Below are 19629 nucleotides of genomic sequence, written 5' to 3'. Positions count from 1 at the left end.
ATGTCAGATAAAGAATTAGATCGGATTAATGTTATTCAGGCGGTTTGTGAAAAACGATTACGCCGACGCGATGCTGCCGGACAACTTGGATTGACCGAACGACAGGTTCAGAGGCTTGTTAACTGTTACCGTGAGTCAGGCGCCGCTGGACTGGCTCACGGCCACCGGGGAAAACCGAGCAATCACTGTCTACCTGAATCTTTTAAACTTCATGTGCTGGCTCTGGTGCATCAGGATTACTCCGACTTCGGTCCGACTCTGGCGGCTGAAAAACTCAGGGAACGGCACGGTATAGTTATTTCCGTTGAAACACTCCGCAAATGGATGATCGCTGACGACCTCTGGGTTCCTTATGTCAGGCGCAAGCCCCGTATTTACCAGCCCCGCAACCGGCATGACTGTTTCGGTGAGTTGGTACAGATTGATGGTTCCCCGCATGACTGGTTTGAAGGATGCGCCCCGAAATGCTGTCTGCTGGTCTTTGTTGACGATGCTACCGGTCAGTTAATGCACCTGCGCTTCGGGGAAACGGAATCAGCATTCGATTATATGCTGGCAACCCGTGAATACATTCACAAACACGGCAAGCCCCTGGTGTTTTACAGCGATAAACACGGCATATTCCGGGTAAATTTGTAAGTTTGATGAGAAAAAACGGGTTTCTTGGGAGTGTACGACTGAGCATCAATCACGGAACGCTAAAGCCCATCTTTATCTCCCTGCAACCAAAGTTGTCCCTGTCATTTTTTTACCCGGTATTATGGGGTCTAACTTAAAACATAAAGATACGGGCGATTCGGTCTGGCGAATACGCAGTAATCAGGCATTAACCGCATGGGATGCACTCGGGTGGGTTTTTACATCAGGAAAGCGTCGTCGTGAATTACTAGACCCTAACGCAGTTGAAACGGATTTTGGTCAAAAAGTAGGTAATGATGATAACGAATCTACCTATTTTGCTAATTCTCGCCAAAAAAGGGGATGGGGAAGTGCGTTGGGATTTTCTTATTTCGACTCATTAGAAAAGTTACAAAAAGAATTGCTGATATGGGAAGATTATTATAATCAAGCAAGAAAAGACGGTATTGGCTCTGCGGCTGCGGCAACGGAATATTTTGAAGGTAAAGGCAAAGATTCGAAGTCTATATTTCAGCATATCTTAGATAAAAAACTTTCAGATGATGATGAAAATCCTCTTTCGCTTTCTGAAGCAACTCATTACCGCAGTCTACTCCTTCCTCTTCATGTTTTTGGCTATAACTGGTTACAAGACAATGCTCAGTCAGCGCAAGACCTTGCAAAATACATCGACGAAGTTTTAAGAATGTATAACACCAATGAAAACGGTGGTATTGGACATGGATTAGCGTTTGAAAAAGGGCATGAAAAAGTTATTCTGGTGACCCACTCCATGGGGGGATTGGTATCCCGTTACGCCTCTGAATTATTAGATGCGGCCTACAAAGATAAAATCCTCGGGATTGTGCATGGCGTGATGCCAGATTTGGGCTCCCCGACAGCCTACAAAATGATGAAAATTGGTGAGCATTCCATGCCGATGGGGTTAGTGCTGGGAATGAGTGCGACTCGTCTCATGTCGGTACTAGCACAATCTCCTGCGCCTATGCAGCTCCTACCTTCTCCGAAATATAATCATGGTAAACCGTGGCTACGGATTGAGAAAGGAAATCAAGATGGAGTGACAGACTTTTTATTACCTCAAAATGGTGACCCGTTCGAAGAAATCTATCTTCAAGATGATGTGTGGTGGCGAATGTATGAGTCAGACATTCTTGATAAAAACGATGCTACAAGCAAAAAAAACTTTATTAATTATAAAAATATAATTGAACGGAAAGTCGCTCCTTTTATCCAAAAAATGGACAATAAGTATCATGTAAACACCTATCAATTTTATGGGGCGTATTTTGATGAAAATGAGCCGAAAGACAGTCGCCGATCAGATGAAACGGTGACATGGAAATTACGCGATAAAACCTCGTGGTTATGGGTGTCTGATGATAGCCGTTCTACTGATATTTATGGTGATAAGCGTGAATATACGTTACTCAAATCCAGTGATAAGTGGAAAAGTACACCCTCAATGGATTATGAGGGGGGGACCCGGTGATGGCACCGTGCCTAGATATTCCATCAATTTAGATAGAAAAGACCTGTTTAAAGAAATTTTAGAAATGAATGTCGACCATCAGAATGCTTATCAGTTTGCGCCATTGAAAGGGGATACGGAATTTGATACATACGAAAAAACAGGAGATGTCTCCCCCGCCATTAAATTTACCTTGCGTTCCCTGTGTCGTATCTTGCAAACGGATGAGGTGAAACCGTGATGAAAAAGGGATTGATTGGTTTTATCTATTTTGTCTTGGTTGGTGCTTTGGCTGCGTGCTCAGTGCCCAATAAAACGTATTCACGTTCACTTAATGAAAAGGATTCTGCTGTGATTAATAACCTGTTTGATGATGCGCCGACCTATTGTTTAGGTCGTTATACCTTCAATTATCCGAAAGCCTTAACACAAGAACTTTCTTCCATTGTCAAAATTGATGAAATGACGATTGAAAGTCAGTTTATTTATCCCCCTGCATTTCAACAACGTATTGAGTTGCGCGAAGATGAATTAAAAAAACAACGTGTGAGTGATGAGTCAGATGGGCCGTTTTTGAAAGAGATAATTAGAATAAATAATGGCGTTATCTTTGACAGAAATGAAAGCTATGCTTATCCAGATGCCGCTAGAGAATTAGAAGCTCATATATATATTGATAGTGTGGCTTTTATCATCACTTCAAAATATAGAGATATTACTAAAGATAAATATAAAAATAGACAAGAAAGATACAAGAAAAATAATAGATTATTTACAGATAGAACACCAAAATTAGCAACAATGCAATCGTTGATTTCTCGTTTGCACGGTCGCTCGAAAAATGAAATTCCGACCGATAAAGGGATCTGTATTCCTTATGGTTTTATTCAGGATGACGGGAAACCGCATCAAGAAGAAATTTCCATGGTGTTTGAAAATCCGCAATTCTATTGGGCGGTCGACATGGATAATACGATAGAAAGTGAAAAGGAAAGTATGCTTGATAGGGCTGATGAAATTAAATCTGTTCTTTCTCAATATGACGGCAAAACGTTACGAAAAGGAAAAACGCAATTTAATAATGTGTCAGGAGAGGAATGGCTCACGTTAGGTCGAGATCCTCGTTATGACAATCAATCCGATAAGTTTTATTATTTCCAATATTACGCGAATGAAAAGAATATCGGTTATCTACACCCTTCCGTTAGCATACTGATGCATTCATCAAGTAAGGTTGTTCATTATACGGATGAATAGATGGTTGATATTTGGGATAGGATCTTACAAACCTTTAAAATTAGACCTAATGCATATTAAAAGCTTAATAGCGCAATGATATGGTTATTATTGCGCTTATTTAATATAAGGGTGCTTAAGCGATCCACCGCTGTAGTTCCCATTTAGAAATGTCCTTATCGCCGCCGAAGGTTTACCTTTATGCCGAAAAAAGTGCCATTACCAAATGGGAACTACATCTAGTACTCTAATTAATTTTGTCACCTATAAACATCAAAGTGCCTGTAACGTCCTTTGCTTGATTTATAGTGGGGAGCAATTTAATAATTCTAGTGGCTGAAAACCTATTACTGTGCGTTAGATCCCATTAACTAGATGGGCAGGGATTAAAGCAGACTAATAATTTACATATCGAAAAACGAGGTGTTTCTGACAAAACTGTCGAGTTATTTACGGATAATTTCTTTTCTATTTTTTCTTATTCTCGGTACTTTTATTATTTATAAATCATGGGAATGCTGGTCGATAAGCTCAGTTTTTAATACAAATGCATTGTGCAATGCATTTGCATGATTTTAGCTTCTAGTACTTAAGAAGATGTGCATTCAAGGCACCAACGATAACCCTGCAATTTGTCGCCAATAGCCATTGCAGCTTTGGCTTTCGATACTTAATGGCATCATGCCATCTTCATTGGCCTTAAACTGCGCGAGCACATCAAGGGAATCAACGCCTTCGGGGGAAATGCGAACGATATCGACCAAGCCTTTCATTGAGGCCAATTCGTTCCCGAGGTTATAACAGTCACCACTGAGCGTTTGGATACCATTTAAGGTAAACACTTGTTGTTGCTCTTGGGAAAGTACTTTACGCCCTTGAGGGTAATTAATGCAGCAAGTTTCGCAATCATCTTTTTGCCTGTTCTCTGAACGTGCGGTGAAACAACGGGCAGAATAGGCGAGGGGCAGATGACCATAGCTCATGACTTCGACTTCGAATTGATTGCGAATACCGAGCTCCTCACACTGATTGAGCAAGTTAACCAGCCAATCACGGGAGAGCTCTACCGGCATGCACCAACGGGTCATTCCTTGGCGCAGTAAGATATTCAATGCTTGTGCGTTATAGCAATTGAGACCATGGCCTGCAACAAATGGCAGCTTTCTCTCTACTAGCATGTTGATGACGCCAAAATCATGGGCTTCAAGTAAAAATTCGCCGTTATCCACCAATTTTGCGATTTCTTTCAACTCTGAAGGGGCTTGTAGGAGCGCGAGGGAACTCAATACAATCTGCTTGCCGCTTTTGGCTAATTGATGTGCGAGTTCAATCCAATCGCTAGGCTTCATTTCACGGCGTTTACTGCACACCGTTTCGCCGAGATAGATAATATCGGCTTCGCTTTGCATCGCGAGTTGATAAAAGTCGTTTAATGTCTGTTTTGGCCAGTAATAAAGTACTGATCCTAAAGAATACTGCATGATATTTTCACCTTCTTTATTACTGCCATTTACGATGGTAAGCACCGAGTGTTGTTTGGCTTCCTTCAGAAAGCTTACCGAGTGCTTTCATCCATTTCGGATCAGTGACAAAGTTATTGGGGTTAGCTTTATAACGGTCGATAGCTTGACGCCAAATCCGCGCTACTTCAGAGACATAAGCGGGGCTACGCTGGCGACCTTCAATTTTTACAGATGCAATATTGGCAGCCATAAGCTCAGGTAATAATTCGATGGTATTAAGGCTGGTGGGCTCTTCCAACACATGGTATTTTTGCTCATCCACTAAATAACGACCTTTACACAGTGTAGGGTAACCTGCATTTTCATCCACGTTATAGCGGTCGATAAGCACATCATTTAAGCGAGACTCCATGCCATCAGCCGTTTGTTGCCAGCGTACAAAGCGGGCAGGGGAACAGGCGCCAACGGTATTTGGCGATTCTCCTGTCAGATAAGATGATAAATAACAGCGCCCTTCTGCCATAATACATAGGCTGCCAAAGGCGAACACTTCGAGGGGGACAGGGCTATTTTTCGCCAGTTGTTTAACTTGATGGATCGAGAGTACGCGAGGCAGTACCACGCGGTGAACATCAAAGTTGCGTTGATAAAAGTGGATAGCTTCCGTGTTGGTAGCAGAGGCTTGGACAGAAACATGTCTTTCTATATGTGGATATTTGGTTGCGGCATACTCTAACATGGCAATATCGGCGATAATTAGGGCATCGGCACCGAGATCGGCGGCAAGATCCACGGAATCCTGCCATCTCTGATATCCATCAGGGTGAGCGAACGTATTGATGGCAATGTGTAATTTACGATTGTGGCTGTGAACATAGCGCTCGGCTTCGTGGAGTTTTTTTTGCGTAAAATTCAAGCCAGCAAAATGTCGAGCATTGGTATCATTTTTTAGCCCGATATACACCGCATCAGCGCCATTATCGACTGCGGCTTTTAAAGCAGGCAAGTTTCCTGCTGGGCAGAGTAATTCCATTGACCTATCCTGTATAAATTTTGACAGTCGCTATTTTAATCAAGGGAACTGTTATAGATTTTGATTTAGAGCAGAGAAATTGTTAATGGATGTTTGTATTCGTTACACAATTGGCAAAACGGACAGATAAAAAATAAATACTGGCGAGATGGGTAAAAATTGATATAGGATCAAACCAGAGCCCCTATTTTTTGGCAAGATACTTATCATAACTCAAATAGCACATTAATAATATCAACGAATGTGATTATTGATTGTTAGGATTTTTCTAAATTATGTGTATAGACAACATGTTACCCTAATTACTTCGAGCTGCTACTCTGATTAAGTAGTTACACGAATACGGGCAGACAATGAATACGGGAGTCAGTATTGTGTTAGGTAAAATTCGTTCTCAACTCATCACAAAAGGCCCTTCACTTTTGAAATTGCCTTTAAAAGTGACCCCATTTGCTGTGCAACGTCAGGTGCTTGAACAATTATTAAGTTGGCAGTTTCGTGAGTCAGTTAAAGAAGGGGAGCTTGATTTTCTAGAAGATAAATGGCTCAAAGTGGAAATCCGTGATTTAGCGCTGGTATGGTTTATCAGTTTGCAAGAGGGGCAGCTTGTGGTTAAGCAACATGCTCAAGCGGACGTCAGTGTTAGCGGCAATGCAAATGATTTAGTGCTAATAGCGGCTCGTAAGGAAGATCCTGATACGTTATTTTTCCAACGCCGTTTGGTAATTGAAGGGGATACCGAGTTAGGGCTGTATGTGAAAAACTTGATGGATGCGTTTGAGCTCGAAAATATGCCAGCGCCATTGCGTTTTGCACTGTTGCAACTAGCGGATGTGATTAAAACGGTACACGATAGCGAGGACGCAGAGCATAAAGCCCCTGCGTTGACCTCATGTTAATTCGGGTAGAAATCCCAGTTGATGCCATGGGCATTGATAGATTACTGCGTGACACTTTCCCTACTGAAGCAGAAGCCAACCTTGTTCAGCATTTACGAGAGGACGGTTTGCTGACATTAGGTGTGGTTGCCACTAATGATAGCGGCGAAGTGATCGGTTATGTTGGTTTTACTCCCGTTGATCTAAATGGTGAGGACGTGCAGTGGGTGGGGCTAGCCCCATTGGCGGTTAATAAAGCGCATCAGAGGCAAGGTATTGCAGCGAAACTGATTTATGAAGGGTTAGATAGCCTGAATGAATTTGGTTACGGTGCTGTGGTTGTCTTGGGTGATGAGCAATACTACTCACGCTTTGGGTTTGTGCCTGCATCTAAGCATGGTATTCGTTGCCAATGGCCAGAACAACAAGCTCACTTTTTAATTTGCGGATTAGAAAATGGTGAAATAGGTGAGCAGCACGGTGATGTGCTCTACTCTTCACATTTTGACAACTTAGCGTGAGCTAAATAAGCAATAATATCGTCAGGCTGGTCAATGACCAGCTTTTCTTTTGCTTTTTTATTCAGTTGCTTAATTTGATATTCCATTTGAGAAGCGGCTGAACGCGAGCCTATCAAACATGAAAATGCTAATGTTAGAGGCATTTTTCCTTTCAACGCTTTTGCACCCGTTCCCGCTTTGTGTTGCGCAAATCGGCGCTGCACATCTGTCGTGATCCCACAATAAAGTGCGTTATTTTTTTCTCTCACCAGATAGAGATACCAGCTATTTGGCTTTAACTCGCTTTTTTCTGAGGTGTTTTTTGTCATTTTGTGCTGATATGTCTTATAAAAACGATAGGTTAACGACGAATATATTTGTTAAAGAAGTTATTTATAACACATTAATATATAAATAAAAAACACAATAAAACCTTCACAAATTTGTAACCTCAATATAGGTTATCATTCAATTTTTTTGAATGATGATAGCAAAATATGCTAATTTTCATTCCAAGTTAAAGTGCATAATATGATCAACATCACAGGGTGACAGTAAAAACCCGATTAAAAATCAATTTTACAAAAAGGAACGCAATATGAAAAAATCAACATTATTCGCTGCTGTTTTAGCTTTGGGTGCTGTATCATTTGGTTCAATGGCTGCTGATGAAGTTCAACATTCTAATCAGCCTGTAGCGGGTTATGTTTCAGTTACCGGTGCAGTTAGTGTAAATGACTTGACCGCACAATTGGCCAAAAAAGCTGATGAAGCTGGGGCAGCTTCTTTCCGTGTGATCTCAGCAGGTGGTGAGAATTCCATGAGTGGGACAGCGGCTATTTACAAATAATCTTTGTACTCTTTATACTTCGAGTCGTAGCGTTGTTGGTTACGTTTATTCGCACTAGTTACATATGTGTGCCTTATACAGTTGCCGCCTAACTACAACTCGAATTGTTTTGAGTGAAAGCTCTAACTAATTAGAACCATCTTCTAATTAGTTAGGCTATAGTAATAGCGAACTTTATACCTGCGTTCAGAACTGTTTTAGCAAGCTTATGGAGTGATCTCCATGAGCTTGTTCTGAACGAGCCTATATGGAAACCGCTATGACGCCTGAACAAACCTTAAAACACATTCAGCGCTATATTTCTCGCCAACACGTTTTTTCCTTATTCACCCATCATCACAATGATATCTGGCCCGCCAGTTGTTATTATGCATTTGATGCGAAAAATATGTCATTGATTTTAATGACAGACACTGATTCTAAGCATGGTCAATTGATGGTTGCTAACGCCCATGTGGCAGGCACAATCTCCACACAAACCAAAGCCGTTAATACAATACAGGGGATCCAATTTATTGGTGAAATTAAAAGACTTGTCGGGGACGCGGAACAGCAAGCTCGAAAGGTCTATTGCCGACGATTCCCTGTTGCCCTAACAGCGAAACTGCCAATTTGGCAGCTTCAGTTAGAAAAGGTCAAAATGGTGGACAATAAATTGGGGTTTGGCACAAAACTGCATTGGGGACGAAAAGCCTAGCGCAAATAGTGGATCACTTGATTTGCACTGCCGCGCCAAATTAAGCGCGGGTCATGAAGATCTTGTTCAAACTTGCCGTCAATCAAGGTATTGACCAAGCTGACTACCTTTTGTTGTTCGAGAGTCAGCTCATTTAATTTATAACCCGTCCAAAGCCAGATATCCTTATCTGGGCAAACTGCTTTTACCCGTTTTACTAATTTAAGTATCGCTGGCAAATTAGCAGGGTGTAGTGGGTCTCCACCAGAAAGGGAAAGCCCCTGCCGACGGATGCGAGTATCTTGCAAATCTTGAATAATTTGGTCTTCCATTTCTTGGGTGAATGGTACTCCTGAATCCACACGCCATGTACTTTGGTTGTAACAACCACGACACTGGTGAACACAGCCCGCCACAAATAGTGTGCAGCGGGTTCCTGGACCATTAACCACATCAACAGGGTAGTATTGGTGATAATTCATACCATTAGCCTATTTGACCATTACCTAAGTGTTTGATACGACGCTTCACTTCTTCTTGTTTACCGGCGTTGAATGGCCTTGCATCTGGGCTACCTAAATAACCACAGACACGGCGGATCACTGAGACTCGGTTAGTGTCATGATTGCCGCAAGCAGGGCAGGTGAAACCTTTACTGGTACAGGAAAACTCTCCAGAGAAACCACATTCATAACACTCATCTATTGGTGTATTGGTGCCATAATAAGGAACATGTTGATAGCTATAGTCCCACACATCTTCCAGCGCCCTGACGTTGTGTTGCAAGTTTGGGTACTCACCGTAGCAAATAAAACCGCCATTCGCGAGTGCAGGGTAAGGGGCTTCAAAGTCAATTTTGTCGTATGGATTGACTTGTTTTTCAACATCTAAATGGAAGCTATTGGTGTAGTAGCCTTTATCTGTGACGCCTTCAATGATGCCAAATTCAGCTGTGTCGATGCGGCAAAAACGGTCGCACAGGTTTTCACTAGGAGTGCTATATAAACTGAAACCGTAGCCTGTTTGGGCTTTCCATTCGTCCGTTGCCTGACGTAAACGGTTGACGATAGCCACCGCCTTTTCACGCAGTTTTTCGCTATCATACACATGGGTTTTTGAACCAAAGAGCGCATTGATAGTTTCATGTAGCCCAATGTAGCCTAAGGAAATTGAGGCTCGACCATTTTTGAAAATTTCAGCGACATTATCATCTGCTTTTAACCTTACGCCGCAAGCGCCTTCCATATAGAGAATAGGGGCAACGCGGGCTTTCACCGTTTCTAGGCGGGCAATCCGTGTCATTAAGGCTTTTTTCGCGATAGTGAGGCGCTCATCCAATATCGCCCAAAATGCATCTTCGCTACCTTGTGCTTCAATAGCAATACGTGGCAAGTTCAGGCTAATAACGCCTAAATTATTGCGACCATCATGAATTTGCTCGCCATTTTCTTCATAAACACCTAAGAAGCTACGGCAGCCCATTGGGGTTTTAAATGAGCCAGTAACATCAACAACACGGTCATAATTGAGAATATCGGGGTACATACGCTTACTGGCACATTCTAACGCGAGTTGTTTGATATCGTAATTTGGGTCGCTCAGTTTGTGGTTTAATCCATCTTTGATGGCGAAAACGAGTTTAGGGAAAACCGCGGTTTTACGGTTTTTGCCAAGGCCTGCAATGCGGTTTCTCAAAATAGACTGTTGAATTAAACGCGCTTCTTTTGATGTACCTAACCCAAAGCCAAAAGTGACAAATGGCGTTTGGCCATTAGCAGTATGTAGCGTATTTACCTCATACTCTAAAGATTGGAATGCATCGTAACACTCTTTGTCTGTACGGTTTTGCGCGTAACCTTCTGCGTCAGCAATTCCCCACTCTTGCGCCACTTTTAAATGTTTTTGATAACTAATTGCCACATAAGGGGCTAAAATTTCATCAATTCGGTTGATGGTTGTGCCACCATAAATGTGGCTAGCGACTTGAGCGATGATCTGTGCAGTGACCGCTGTGGCTGTAGAAATTGATTTAGGGGGTTCAATTTCTGCATTTCCCATTTTAAACCCATTGGTTAACATGCCCTTAAGGTCAATCAGCATGCAGTTAAACATCGGGAAAAATGGCGCATAGTCGAGGTCATGATAGTGAATTTCGCCTCTTTCATGAGCTAGAACGACGTCGCGAGGTAAAATATGCTGCTTGGCGTAATGTTTTGCCACGATCCCGGCAAGCAAGTCTCGCTGAGTTGGGATCACTTTACTGTCTTTGTTGGCATTTTCGTTCAACAAGGAAACATTACTTTGCTCAATTAATCCGCGGATATCATGGGTAAGTTGGCTGCGTTTTTCACGCTCGCTGTCCCTATCATGGCGATATTCAATATAAGCACGAGCTAAATCTTTGTATGGTCCCGCCATTAGCTGGTTTTCGACAGCGTCTTGGATTTCACCAATATCCACTTGGCTACGGTCGCAAAGTTGCTCTGTTACAATAGAGGCAACTTGAAGACAATAATCGTCATCCTTAACATTCACCGCAGCAGCGGCACGCTTTACAGCTTCTTGAATTCTCGGAAGGTCAAAATTGACCTGACAACCATCTCTTTTAATGACAACCGTTCCCACTGTCTCTCTCCTTTTATGTTATCCACCGCGCTACGGTGTTATCCGTTGTTTTTCTGCTTAGCGTTTATCTGTGGATAAAATGTGAATAAATACTACATATAGTGTCTATGCTGGCAATTAAAACACAATATGTGGGATATTACTTTTTTTTAGCTGACATTAATTTGATCTAAGACAAGGAAAATAATTAAGTTCCTGAATATTCAACGTGGGGGGAAAAATAAATAATTTTGTGGGTAATCAAAAAGTTTAACTTAAGTTTCCATTAAGTTAACGAAAATTGCCCAGTATTGGCGATGAGTTTAATCATGAATTAAGAAAATGAAATCATCATGTATCTATAATTAATAACAGGTATTCACAGTATGAATTCGCTTTATTGCCTTCAGGTATGATGGCACTTGTTGTCACCATGCTGATGGGTTGAATTATTGACGCGTCGGTTGGTTTAGGGGAGAAACCTGACGGTAAAAAAGAAAAGAAGGGGGAGACGTAGAGAGCCGCGTAATATTTGACAATGGACGGTGATTAACACCCCATCAGGATAATGGGGTGCCTGCATAGAATTAAGCGTTATTTGCGTACTGCGATTGCTTCGATTTCAATTTTTACATCTTTTGGAAGACGGGCGACTTCAACGCAAGAACGCGCTGGGAATGGCGCATTGTGTTGCTTGAAGAATTCTTCATAGGTCGCATTGACTGTCGCAAAGTCATTTAAGTCTTTAACGAATACAGTGGTTTTGACGATATCGGCTGCTGTTAAGCCTGCTTTCTCTAAGATCGCTTTGACGTTAGCCAGTGATTGGCGAGTCTGTGCGGCGATATCTTCTGGCACGTCCCCCGTTTTTGGATCAACAGGAATTTGGCCTGAAGTGATAACCATGCTACCCAAATCAACGCCTTGAACGTATGGACCAATGGCAGCGGGTGCGTTTTCTGTATTGATTTCGTATGACATAATTACTCCGTTTCATCACGTAAAAGAAGCGACTCGTCTGATATTACTTAGGTGGAGTCACATTTTTATGGCTATTAGGCACTATTAAAACACGGATTGCGCCCAGACAACACCGAAGTCTACGCTGAAATAACCTATTGGTTATTGATCACAGCATCTCTATCGAACTCTTTTTCACAGAAACGACAGGTCAATGCGACTTCTTTGCCCAATTTCTTCACGCGGAAACTGCTTGCAACGGGTTCATTGTGGCTAATACAGTTACTGTTAGGGCATACCAGCACATTATCGATATGTTCAGGTAATGTTAATTCCAATTTTTCAACGACTTGGTAGTCTTCAATGCGATTCACGGTCGCTTCTGGGGCATACATCGCCAATTGGTTAGCTTGCTCAGGGGTTAAAAAGGTATTCTCGATTTTGATAATGTCTTTTTTGCCCAGATGACTTGAGGGTAAATTTAGCCCAATGGTAATGCGTTCATCTGTTTTGGTCAGCCTAAATAATTTTAGTAGCTTAAAGCCAATTTGAGCAGGAATGTGGTCGATAACGGTACCGTAGCTGATTGCTTCAACTTGTAGTTTATGGTCGTGTGTCATGATAAGTTCCTCCTCAGATAGCCAATTCTTTATTTAAAACCAGTGATAGCAACGCTTGGCGTGCATAGATACCGTTACCTGCTTGTTGGAAGTAATAGGCATAAGGTGTGCTATCCACGTCTACGGTGATTTCATCAATACGTGGCAGTGGGTGTAAGACTTTTAAATTTGGTTTGGCTGAATGTAAATCTTCGGCACGCAAGATGAACTGTGCTTTCACATTCGCATATTCAGACGGGTCAAGCCGCTCTTTTTGGACGCGTGTCATATACAGAATATCCAGCTCTGGCATCACTTCATCGATATTATTGTGCAAGCTATAAGTTGCGCCTTTTTCTTCCAAAATATGCAAGATATGGTTCGGCATAGATAGCGCTTCAGGGGCGATAAAATAGAAGTGGTTTCCTTCAAACTTAGACAAGGCCTGCGTTAGTGAGTGTACGGTTCTGCCGTATTTGAGATCACCAACCATTGCCACCTGCAAGTTTTCTAAACGGCCTTGTGTTTCTTGGATAGTGAACAAATCCAGTAGAGTTTGTGTTGGGTGCTGGTTAGAACCGTCTCCAGCGTTGATGACAGGGATTTGGCCTGCAAATTGGCTTGCTAAACGTGCTGCGCCCTCCTGTGGGTGACGCATGACGATCGCATCAACATATTGGCTAATAACCGAAATCGTATCCGCTAAGGTTTCGCCTTTTTTACCTAACGATGTGTTGGTGCTATCAGAGAAACCCACAACCGACGCCCCCAAGCGGTGGATTGCAGTTTCGAATGATAAACGTGTTCTGGTTGATGCCTCGAAGAAACAACTTGCAACGACTTTATGTTTCAGAAATTCAGGTTGTGGCTGTTTTTTTAATGATGCAGCCACGGTGAGCACAAGCTCAAGATCTGAGCGGTCTAAATCGTTAATCGAAATGATATCGCGAAGATATAAAGGATTCGGCATGGTTGTTCTCCTTTTGTCAGCAAGACATGTTAAGTCTATAGGCCAAAAAAAAGCCCCTCAATGAGGGGCTTTTTTATCAATACGGAGGGAAAAAACAGGCTGTCCAGACCGCTCGAAGGCAGTACGTTGGAGGTGTTCTGTGTAAAAAATACAGCAGCAGCGTTCATGGTTTCTCCCGACAAATTGTGGCGCATTATACCCATGTCTCTTGCTGACGCAAGCGTTTGCATAAAGAAAAATGAAAATTTTATTTTTTATTTTTGGATTGAAAATTAGTCAAATCAATAAAAATTTAAGAAATCAGCAAGATGGAAAACTTATCATCACAGATATCATTGGAAATTATTTAGGGGTAATCTATCGCCAAATTCCCTGCGATGTTAAACGTGTGTTCGCCATAATCACCTACGCCACTCGGTGCAACTCTCACTAATGCAGCGTCGAGATAATAAATTTTTTGATTTTGCGTCATCGTGATAGCAATGCTTTTATTCGGTAGTATTTGCTCACCTTGCCAGCTTAATTTGATAGCATGTGCTTTACTCGACGTCTGGAATAGCTGACTAGAATGGGCACTTGCCGGTGTTGTAAATGATAATTGAGCGTTAACTGGTGCTTCGCAATCAATGGAAAGCGGAACTTTGTGTGCTGTGGTTTCTTGCCCTATTTTTTTAGAGGAATTAGCCTCATGAGTAAAGTTTGAAAAGGTCGAATTGTCAGTAAGTTGACATAATGGGGCATTTGAAAATGTTCCACTAATATGAATAGGCATATTTTGTGTTGCAGATAAAGAGTAAGGTGTAATACCGAATAATAATATAGATGGAATAAATATTTTTAAGTTAATGGCATACATTATAAATATCTCAAATAAAATAAGCGTTATTACTCATTTATTATAATCAAACATTTTGAACTGAGTAACACGATGACTCAGTTCAAAATGTAGAGGTAATATATTATTGGTAAGTAATCGCCAAATTACCGATGATATCAAAAGTATGATTACCAAAATCGTTAGGGCCATTGGCTAATACACGTTTCATGCTTGTTTGGAAAGAAATATAATTACTTCCTTGGGAAACGTTAAGATCATTAGACTGACCCGGTTTTACTTCCACATCATTATATTTTAATTTAACACCAAAAGCATCACTCGATGTTTTAAATAAATCAGGTGCATTTGGTGCATTGTTGGCGGTGAACGTTAGTTTTGCTTTAGCAGGGAATTGGCAATTAAAACTTAAACCGCCTGAGCTTCTATAGGATGTTTCATCACCCACTTTTTCTAGCGTGTTAATAGCGCCGAAAGCCGTGGTAAATTCAAGCTTAGTGTCCGTACAAGGCTGAGTGACATTTGAAAATGTACCTTTAATATTAATTGGCATATTTTGGACAGCAGATAACGCAGGTAAAGAAACACAGACGAGCAATGCTAATCCACTTTTTTTTAGCAAATTCATGAAAAATTCCTTTTTATTAATATAAAGAAAGAGCATTTTAGACAATATGTGATTGTTATTAAATAGCGATAGTTTAAATAAAAACTTAATATTGATTTTTCGCTTAATGCAATGGAAAACGCTTTTTTTAAGCCTCAGTGGATTAATGATATTTAATTTTCAGTATAAATACTCAGCGATTTATTTTAAATTGTCCGCCTAATTACTTAAGTGTCATTTCAATGCTTTTATGATTAATAACTTAAATTATTTTTAAATATGTTAATTGTATTAAATATGTTAAGCATGTTAAAAATACGATTATTGAAACACTCGATGATATGGATGAAAAGTGAAAAAGCCTTTTTAGGCTTTTTCGTGATTATTTTTGCCCCAATTTTTTGGCTATTCTTTCTAGCTTCATCATTAATAGTAGGGTTATTGCCACAAGCACTATGGTGAGTGCAGAGCCATCGGCGATATTCCCCCGATCGGTTAAGCTAAAAATCGACACTGGTAATGTAACCCACCCAGGTGGATATAGCATCATGGTTGCGCCTAATTCCCCTAAAGACAGTGATAGGCTTAATGCTAAGGCTGATATCATCCATGGCATCAATAATGGTAACGTCACATGACATAACCGATACCAAGGGGAAGCGCCTAAGCTGGAGGCAATATTTTCAATATCGGGAGAAATACGTGCTAACCCTGTGGAAATGTGGCTAAAAGTAAACGCAGAGATCAGAACAAAGTGGGCACTAAACACGATCCAAAATGTGCCGTTCATCTGAAAGTAACCTTGGCTAAATGCCACAAGGATCCCAAGTCCAATCGATACAGATGGGATGGCGCTGGGTAAATAAAATACGATACCGCAAAATTTTTGCCACTTGGTGCTTTGCCTTCTGAGCGCTAATGCAGCCCAAAGTCCACAAAACAAAGCAAATAAACTGGCACACAACCCAACGATTAAGCTTGATAAGATGGCATCCCATGCAGGTCCACTAAACGCATTCACAAAATGTTCAAACGTAAACCCGGTGGGTAAAATGCCATTCCATTGTCGGCTAAAGCTCGACAGTAAAATCATCATCAATGGTAGTAAAAATAAGCTACTAAATAGCGTGACAGCGATAACGATGACCGTTATGCGCCCTTTTTTAGACCAAATCAACATTATTAGCTCCTAAGGGCCGTTTATTTTGATGGTGAATTTTTATTTGAATTAAAACCATTTTAGCTAACAGCCTCTCACCTAGCGCTAAGGCGAGTTGTCGCCAGTCTATAGAGGGAAAATAACCCGATCGACAGCACAATATTGACCATGGCAATCATACAAGCCACCGTATAATCAGATTCTAGTATAGCTTTGCTGTATACCATCATGGGTAAGGTGTTGACGCCTTTTGCCCCAATAAACAAGACAATGCCAAATTCATTGGTGGTTAGTAGTAAGCAGAGGCTACCACCAGCAAGCAGTGCAGGGATGGCGGCAGGAAAAATAACTTGGGTAATAACACGCGCAGGATGCGCACCTAAAATACTGGCGGCTTCGAGTTGGCTTTTGTCTATCTGGCGCAGTGCAGCCATTAATGGACGCATGATCAGCGGGGTAAATACGGTGATCTCAGCTAAAATCACCCCATTAACGGAATACAGGAAATCAATAGGGGGAAGCTCAAAATCGAACATCGCTATTAATGCCCCGTTGAGTAATCCCGCTGAGCCATAAATGAACGTAAACGAAAGGGTAATTAAAAATGTCGGTAAAGCAATAAAAGTATCAATCACTTGAGTGATAAATCGGCTGCCCGGAAACGGCACAAAAACCAATATCAGCGATAGAACACTACCTACAACCAGACAACCCATTGTGGCAAAAAAGGCAATGTGTAGCGTGTTCCATAACCCACTAATAAAACGCTTTGATTCAATAAGTTGCCAAAATGCGTCTAGCCCAAATTCCCCTGTTTTAGTTTGTAGTGCTTGTGCTGCAATAAGCAATAGTGGGTAAAAAAATAGTGTGATGAGCACCAGTAGGGGTGGCAAGACCCAATACAAGGGATTGAGCGTCAAGGAGGGGCCTTTTGACAATCTGATGTGTGACATATCATTCCTCAATCAAAACGGTATCAGTAGGAGAAAACCATAACGTGAGCTTATCGCCAACGTGAGGAGGGGTTGCTAAGTGTGTAACAGCAACACTCATCGTTTCCCCTGCAACATCACAAATTAAATGAGTAAGATCCCCCTGCCAGCGAATGGATTGCAATCTGCCATGGAGTTGATTAGTCGCTTTAGAATGAGGAATTAAAGTGATGTGCTGCGGGCGAATACACACAAATTTTTGGGTACCCGCTCGCATTCCTAATGTTTGTGCCTCTAACAATGTACCCGCACAACTGACATTCACTTGAGCAGGCGTGGCGGAAAAGGAGAGAGGTGTGGCGGGTAAAATATTAGCTCGCCCCAAAAACTCAGCCGCAAAACGGTTTGGCGGTCGGTGGTACAAGGCGTTTTTTTCACCATGAGCAACAAGATAGCCCTCTTTCATGATGCCAATTTTATCCCCTAATGCGAGGGCTTCAGTTTGGTCATGAGTGACATATAAGATGGTGAGTTCAGGGAGCTCGCGGTGTAAACGCGCAATTTCCTCTACCATATTGTGACGAATTTGCGCATCCAACGCACAAAGCGGTTCATCGAGCAGTAACACGCGAGGACGTACCGCAATAGCTCTTGCAATGGCGACACGCTGTTGTTGCCCACCGGAAAGCTGATGAGGGTAGCGGGTTGCATAATCCGTCATACCAACAATATTTAATGCCTCAGCGACTCGCTCCTTAATCAATGAATTAGACTTTTTTTGTGCTCGAAGCCCAAATGCGACATTGTCTTCAACTTTCATATGGGGAAAAAGCGCATAGTTTTGCACCACCATTCCCAGACCGCGTTGATAGGGGGGAAGGTGGGTGATATCCATATCACCCAATAAAATTCGCCCGTTATCGGGCTGTGCAAACCCTGCGATTGCGCGTAATACTGTTGTTTTGCCTGAACCTGATGGACCAATGAGCACTAATATTTCACCTGGCTCGATGGTTAAGTCGAGTGGTTTTAGCACGACATGATTGTGGTAAGACACGCGCAAAGACTCTAAGGTAATACCAGAGTGTGCGGTTTTTTGCATCGTGGTGATAGGTTGTCGTTTCATTAACATGCCAAATTACTCGCTATCTGTGACTTGCTGCCAGCGGGAAATATCAGCAGAAAGAGACACTTCGACATCGTCCCAATTGGGTTGCCAAGTTTTCACTCCCTCTAAGGTTTTCACCGCAGTACGATATTGTGCATCTGATGGTGTGATATCCGAACGGACAGGCATGCCCCAAGAAAGCTCACTGACACGGCTTTGGGATGGCTTATCTAACAAGAAATTAATCAATTTTTTGCCATTTTCAGTTTCTGGACCATTATTCACTAAGCCGACGACGTACGGCAGAACCAGAGCACTGCGTTCACCATTTTCATTTTTGGGCCAGAAAATTTGCACATTTGGATTTCGTGCCATTTGGGATAAGTTCATTTGTAAGTCACCGTTAGCAACATACAATTCCCCTTTGTTGACAAGGGCGGTGAGCTTTCCTGTAGAAGCAGATGGCCCCACATTATTGACCTGTAACTTTCCTAAATAATCGAACCCAGCGTCTTTGCTTTTGAAACTATGAAAAACTTGTAGCATCACTGCCGTCCCGTCGCCTGCTTGTCCAGGTGTGGAATACTGCAATTTATTTTTAAAACGAGAGTCGAGTAGTGCATCCCAATTTTCAGGCGGTGATTTTAATAAGTTCGCGTTATAGATAAACGTTAGGTAATTATTGACAATGGGGGTGTAGTAAGCGTTTGAATTTGGAATATGAGTGGCTGCGTCCGGGGTAAATTCAGCAAGTAACTGATTTTTAGCGGCGCGTTGAATAAAGGGAGGAACGGTGATCAGCACATCCGCTTGAGGGTTAGTGCGCTCTTTAGCCAGCCTTTCTACGATGGCACCTGAACCGCTTTCTACATATTGAACTTTAATGCCTGTTTGCTTGGTGAAAGCAGCAAATTGGTTCTTATACCAACTATTGTTGCCATCGTGTAGACCATCAGCGGAATAAACTGTCACAATATCAGCTGCAAATGCAGAGGTAGAACAAAAGGCGGCTATCAATAATCCAGCTAAATAAGTCGGTTTCATGGTTATCTCCAGTTAGGTAAATCGTATTGGTATATACCAGATGTTTTTACGCTAACGGGTTTATA

The 19629-nt window shown here is 41.9% G+C and carries 21 protein-coding genes and 1 pseudogene; 8 read left to right on the top strand and 14 right to left on the bottom strand.

Annotated elements, in window-relative coordinates; translation table 11 throughout:
* The 4 genes and pseudogenes from AB6N04_RS14490 to AB6N04_RS14475 all read left to right on the top strand — a co-directional run.
* Window positions 1–633: pseudogene (locus tag AB6N04_RS14490) on the top strand (ISNCY family transposase); the annotation flags it as partial.
* 127 nt (window positions 634–760) lie between these two features.
* Window positions 761–2131, top strand: coding sequence for a lipase family alpha/beta hydrolase (locus tag AB6N04_RS14485; RefSeq protein ID WP_369308995.1), 1371 nt, complete (start codon window positions 761–763; stop codon window positions 2129–2131).
* A gap of 7 nt (window positions 2132–2138) precedes the next feature.
* Window positions 2139–2351, top strand: coding sequence for a hypothetical protein (locus AB6N04_RS14480; RefSeq protein WP_369308994.1), 213 nt, complete (start codon window positions 2139–2141; stop codon window positions 2349–2351).
* Window positions 2351–3367 (top strand): T6SS immunity protein Tli4 family protein, encoded by a 1017-nt coding sequence (locus tag AB6N04_RS14475; RefSeq protein WP_369308993.1) that lies wholly within the window; start codon window positions 2351–2353, stop codon window positions 3365–3367. Before AB6N04_RS14480 ends, AB6N04_RS14475 begins: the two co-directional genes overlap by 1 nt.
* A gap of 584 nt (window positions 3368–3951) precedes the next feature.
* On the opposite strand, the gene AB6N04_RS14470 is transcribed toward AB6N04_RS14475, so the two are convergent.
* Together AB6N04_RS14470 and AB6N04_RS14465 are read right to left on the bottom strand one after the other, a co-directional pair.
* Window positions 3952–4827, bottom strand: a complete 876-nt coding sequence (locus AB6N04_RS14470; protein WP_369308992.1) for a U32 family peptidase — start codon at window positions 4825–4827, stop codon at window positions 3952–3954.
* A gap of 19 nt (window positions 4828–4846) precedes the next feature.
* Entirely contained in the window at window positions 4847–5842 is a 996-nt protein-coding gene (locus AB6N04_RS14465; RefSeq protein WP_369308991.1) for a peptidase U32 family protein, read from the bottom strand.
* Between the two features lie 374 nt (window positions 5843–6216).
* On the opposite strand from AB6N04_RS14465, the gene AB6N04_RS14460 reads away from it, so the two are divergent.
* Together AB6N04_RS14460 and AB6N04_RS14455 are read left to right on the top strand one after the other, a co-directional pair.
* Window positions 6217–6741: an SCP2 domain-containing protein gene (locus AB6N04_RS14460; RefSeq protein WP_369312130.1), complete on the top strand. Its 525-nt coding sequence runs from the start codon at window positions 6217–6219 to the stop codon at window positions 6739–6741.
* Window positions 6735–7241: a GNAT family N-acetyltransferase gene (locus AB6N04_RS14455; RefSeq protein ID WP_369308990.1), complete on the top strand. Its 507-nt coding sequence runs from the start codon at window positions 6735–6737 to the stop codon at window positions 7239–7241. Before AB6N04_RS14460 ends, AB6N04_RS14455 begins: the two co-directional genes overlap by 7 nt.
* Here the strand turns inward: AB6N04_RS14455 and AB6N04_RS14450 are convergent.
* The gene (locus AB6N04_RS14450; protein WP_369308989.1) at window positions 7211–7549 is read right to left on the bottom strand and encodes a GIY-YIG nuclease family protein; all 339 of its coding nucleotides are present in this window, start codon (window positions 7547–7549) and stop codon (window positions 7211–7213) included. The two genes, AB6N04_RS14455 and AB6N04_RS14450, sit on opposite strands and share 31 nt — an antisense overlap.
* 269 nt (window positions 7550–7818) lie before the next feature.
* Between AB6N04_RS14450 and AB6N04_RS14445 the strand changes: the two genes are divergently transcribed.
* Together AB6N04_RS14445 and AB6N04_RS14440 are read left to right on the top strand one after the other, a co-directional pair.
* Window positions 7819–8070: a DUF1471 domain-containing protein gene (locus AB6N04_RS14445; protein WP_369308988.1), complete on the top strand. Its 252-nt coding sequence runs from the start codon at window positions 7819–7821 to the stop codon at window positions 8068–8070.
* 259 nt (window positions 8071–8329) lie between these two features.
* Window positions 8330–8767, top strand: coding sequence for a YhbP family protein (locus tag AB6N04_RS14440; RefSeq protein WP_369308987.1), 438 nt, complete (start codon window positions 8330–8332; stop codon window positions 8765–8767).
* On the opposite strand, the gene nrdG is transcribed toward AB6N04_RS14440, so the two are convergent.
* The 11 genes from nrdG to phnS all read right to left on the bottom strand — a co-directional run bounded on the left by nrdG (window position 8764) and on the right by phnS (window position 19564).
* Entirely contained in the window at window positions 8764–9228 is a 465-nt protein-coding gene (gene nrdG, locus AB6N04_RS14435; protein ID WP_369308986.1) for an anaerobic ribonucleoside-triphosphate reductase-activating protein, read from the bottom strand. The genes AB6N04_RS14440 and nrdG overlap by 4 nt on opposite strands.
* Window positions 9229–9232: 4 nt before the next feature.
* Window positions 9233–11371 carry an anaerobic ribonucleoside-triphosphate reductase gene (nrdD, locus tag AB6N04_RS14430; RefSeq protein WP_369308985.1) on the bottom strand — a complete coding sequence of 713 codons (2139 nt, stop codon included), beginning with the start codon at window positions 11369–11371 and terminating at the stop codon, window positions 9233–9235.
* A 573-nt stretch (window positions 11372–11944) separates the two neighbouring features.
* Window positions 11945–12331 carry a 2-iminobutanoate/2-iminopropanoate deaminase gene (gene ridA, locus AB6N04_RS14425; protein WP_219244857.1) on the bottom strand — a complete coding sequence of 129 codons (387 nt, stop codon included), beginning with the start codon at window positions 12329–12331 and terminating at the stop codon, window positions 11945–11947.
* Between the two features lie 134 nt (window positions 12332–12465).
* A complete protein-coding gene (gene pyrI, locus AB6N04_RS14420; protein WP_369308984.1) occupies window positions 12466–12930 on the bottom strand; it encodes an aspartate carbamoyltransferase regulatory subunit in 465 nt (154 codons plus the stop codon).
* Window positions 12931–12943: 13 nt separating this feature from the next.
* Window positions 12944–13879, bottom strand: coding sequence for an aspartate carbamoyltransferase (gene pyrB, locus AB6N04_RS14415; protein ID WP_369308983.1), 936 nt, complete (start codon window positions 13877–13879; stop codon window positions 12944–12946).
* Between the two features lie 346 nt (window positions 13880–14225).
* Window positions 14226–14735: a hypothetical protein gene (locus tag AB6N04_RS14410; protein ID WP_369308982.1), complete on the bottom strand. Its 510-nt coding sequence runs from the start codon at window positions 14733–14735 to the stop codon at window positions 14226–14228.
* A gap of 103 nt (window positions 14736–14838) precedes the next feature.
* The gene (locus AB6N04_RS14405; RefSeq protein ID WP_369308981.1) at window positions 14839–15342 is read right to left on the bottom strand and encodes a fimbrial protein; all 504 of its coding nucleotides are present in this window, start codon (window positions 15340–15342) and stop codon (window positions 14839–14841) included.
* A 361-nt stretch (window positions 15343–15703) separates the two neighbouring features.
* Entirely contained in the window at window positions 15704–16501 is a 798-nt protein-coding gene (phnV, locus tag AB6N04_RS14400) for a 2-aminoethylphosphonate ABC transport system, membrane component PhnV (RefSeq protein WP_369308980.1), read from the bottom strand.
* A gap of 74 nt (window positions 16502–16575) precedes the next feature.
* On the bottom strand, window positions 16576–17433 hold the full coding sequence (gene phnU / locus AB6N04_RS14395; RefSeq protein ID WP_369308979.1) for a 2-aminoethylphosphonate ABC transporter permease subunit: 858 nt from the start codon (window positions 17431–17433) through the stop codon (window positions 16576–16578).
* A gap of 1 nt (window position 17434) precedes the next feature.
* Window positions 17435–18544: a 2-aminoethylphosphonate ABC transport system ATP-binding subunit PhnT gene (gene phnT, locus AB6N04_RS14390; protein WP_369308978.1), complete on the bottom strand. Its 1110-nt coding sequence runs from the start codon at window positions 18542–18544 to the stop codon at window positions 17435–17437.
* 6 nt (window positions 18545–18550) lie between these two features.
* On the bottom strand, window positions 18551–19564 hold the full coding sequence (gene phnS, locus AB6N04_RS14385) for a 2-aminoethylphosphonate ABC transporter substrate-binding protein (RefSeq protein ID WP_369308977.1): 1014 nt from the start codon (window positions 19562–19564) through the stop codon (window positions 18551–18553).
* Window positions 19565–19629: the final 65 nt, after the last annotated feature.

Origin of the sequence: Providencia rettgeri (assembly GCF_041075285.1) — a bacterium.
Lineage (GTDB): Bacteria > Pseudomonadota > Gammaproteobacteria > Enterobacterales > Enterobacteriaceae > Providencia > Providencia rettgeri_G.
The sequence above is the reverse complement of the archived record's forward strand: the minus strand, read 5'-3'. Positions and strand labels throughout refer to the sequence as shown.

Coding starts and splice junctions, on each gene's coding strand:
- AB6N04_RS14485 (WP_369308995.1), top strand. CDS start 761: ATGGGGTCTAACTTAAAACATAAAGATACGGGCGATTCGGTCTGGCGA.
- AB6N04_RS14475 (WP_369308993.1), top strand. CDS start 2,351: ATGAAAAAGGGATTGATTGGTTTTATCTATTTTGTCTTGGTTGGTGCT.
- AB6N04_RS14470 (WP_369308992.1), bottom strand. CDS start 4,827: ATGCAGTATTCTTTAGGATCAGTACTTTATTACTGGCCAAAACAGACA.
- AB6N04_RS14465 (WP_369308991.1), bottom strand. CDS start 5,842: ATGGAATTACTCTGCCCAGCAGGAAACTTGCCTGCTTTAAAAGCCGCA.
- AB6N04_RS14455 (WP_369308990.1), top strand. CDS start 6,735: ATGTTAATTCGGGTAGAAATCCCAGTTGATGCCATGGGCATTGATAGA.
- AB6N04_RS14450 (WP_369308989.1), bottom strand. CDS start 7,549: ATGACAAAAAACACCTCAGAAAAAAGCGAGTTAAAGCCAAATAGCTGG.
- AB6N04_RS14445 (WP_369308988.1), top strand. CDS start 7,819: ATGAAAAAATCAACATTATTCGCTGCTGTTTTAGCTTTGGGTGCTGTA.
- AB6N04_RS14440 (WP_369308987.1), top strand. CDS start 8,330: ATGACGCCTGAACAAACCTTAAAACACATTCAGCGCTATATTTCTCGC.
- nrdG (WP_369308986.1), bottom strand. CDS start 9,228: ATGAATTATCACCAATACTACCCTGTTGATGTGGTTAATGGTCCAGGA.
- ridA (WP_219244857.1), bottom strand. CDS start 12,331: ATGTCATACGAAATCAATACAGAAAACGCACCCGCTGCCATTGGTCCA.
- pyrI (WP_369308984.1), bottom strand. CDS start 12,930: ATGACACACGACCATAAACTACAAGTTGAAGCAATCAGCTACGGTACC.
- pyrB (WP_369308983.1), bottom strand. CDS start 13,879: ATGCCGAATCCTTTATATCTTCGCGATATCATTTCGATTAACGATTTA.
- AB6N04_RS14410 (WP_369308982.1), bottom strand. CDS start 14,735: ATGTATGCCATTAACTTAAAAATATTTATTCCATCTATATTATTATTC.
- AB6N04_RS14405 (WP_369308981.1), bottom strand. CDS start 15,342: ATGAATTTGCTAAAAAAAAGTGGATTAGCATTGCTCGTCTGTGTTTCT.
- phnV (WP_369308980.1), bottom strand. CDS start 16,501: ATGTTGATTTGGTCTAAAAAAGGGCGCATAACGGTCATCGTTATCGCT.
- phnU (WP_369308979.1), bottom strand. CDS start 17,433: ATGTCACACATCAGATTGTCAAAAGGCCCCTCCTTGACGCTCAATCCC.
- phnT (WP_369308978.1), bottom strand. CDS start 18,544: ATGTTAATGAAACGACAACCTATCACCACGATGCAAAAAACCGCACAC.
- phnS (WP_369308977.1), bottom strand. CDS start 19,564: ATGAAACCGACTTATTTAGCTGGATTATTGATAGCCGCCTTTTGTTCT.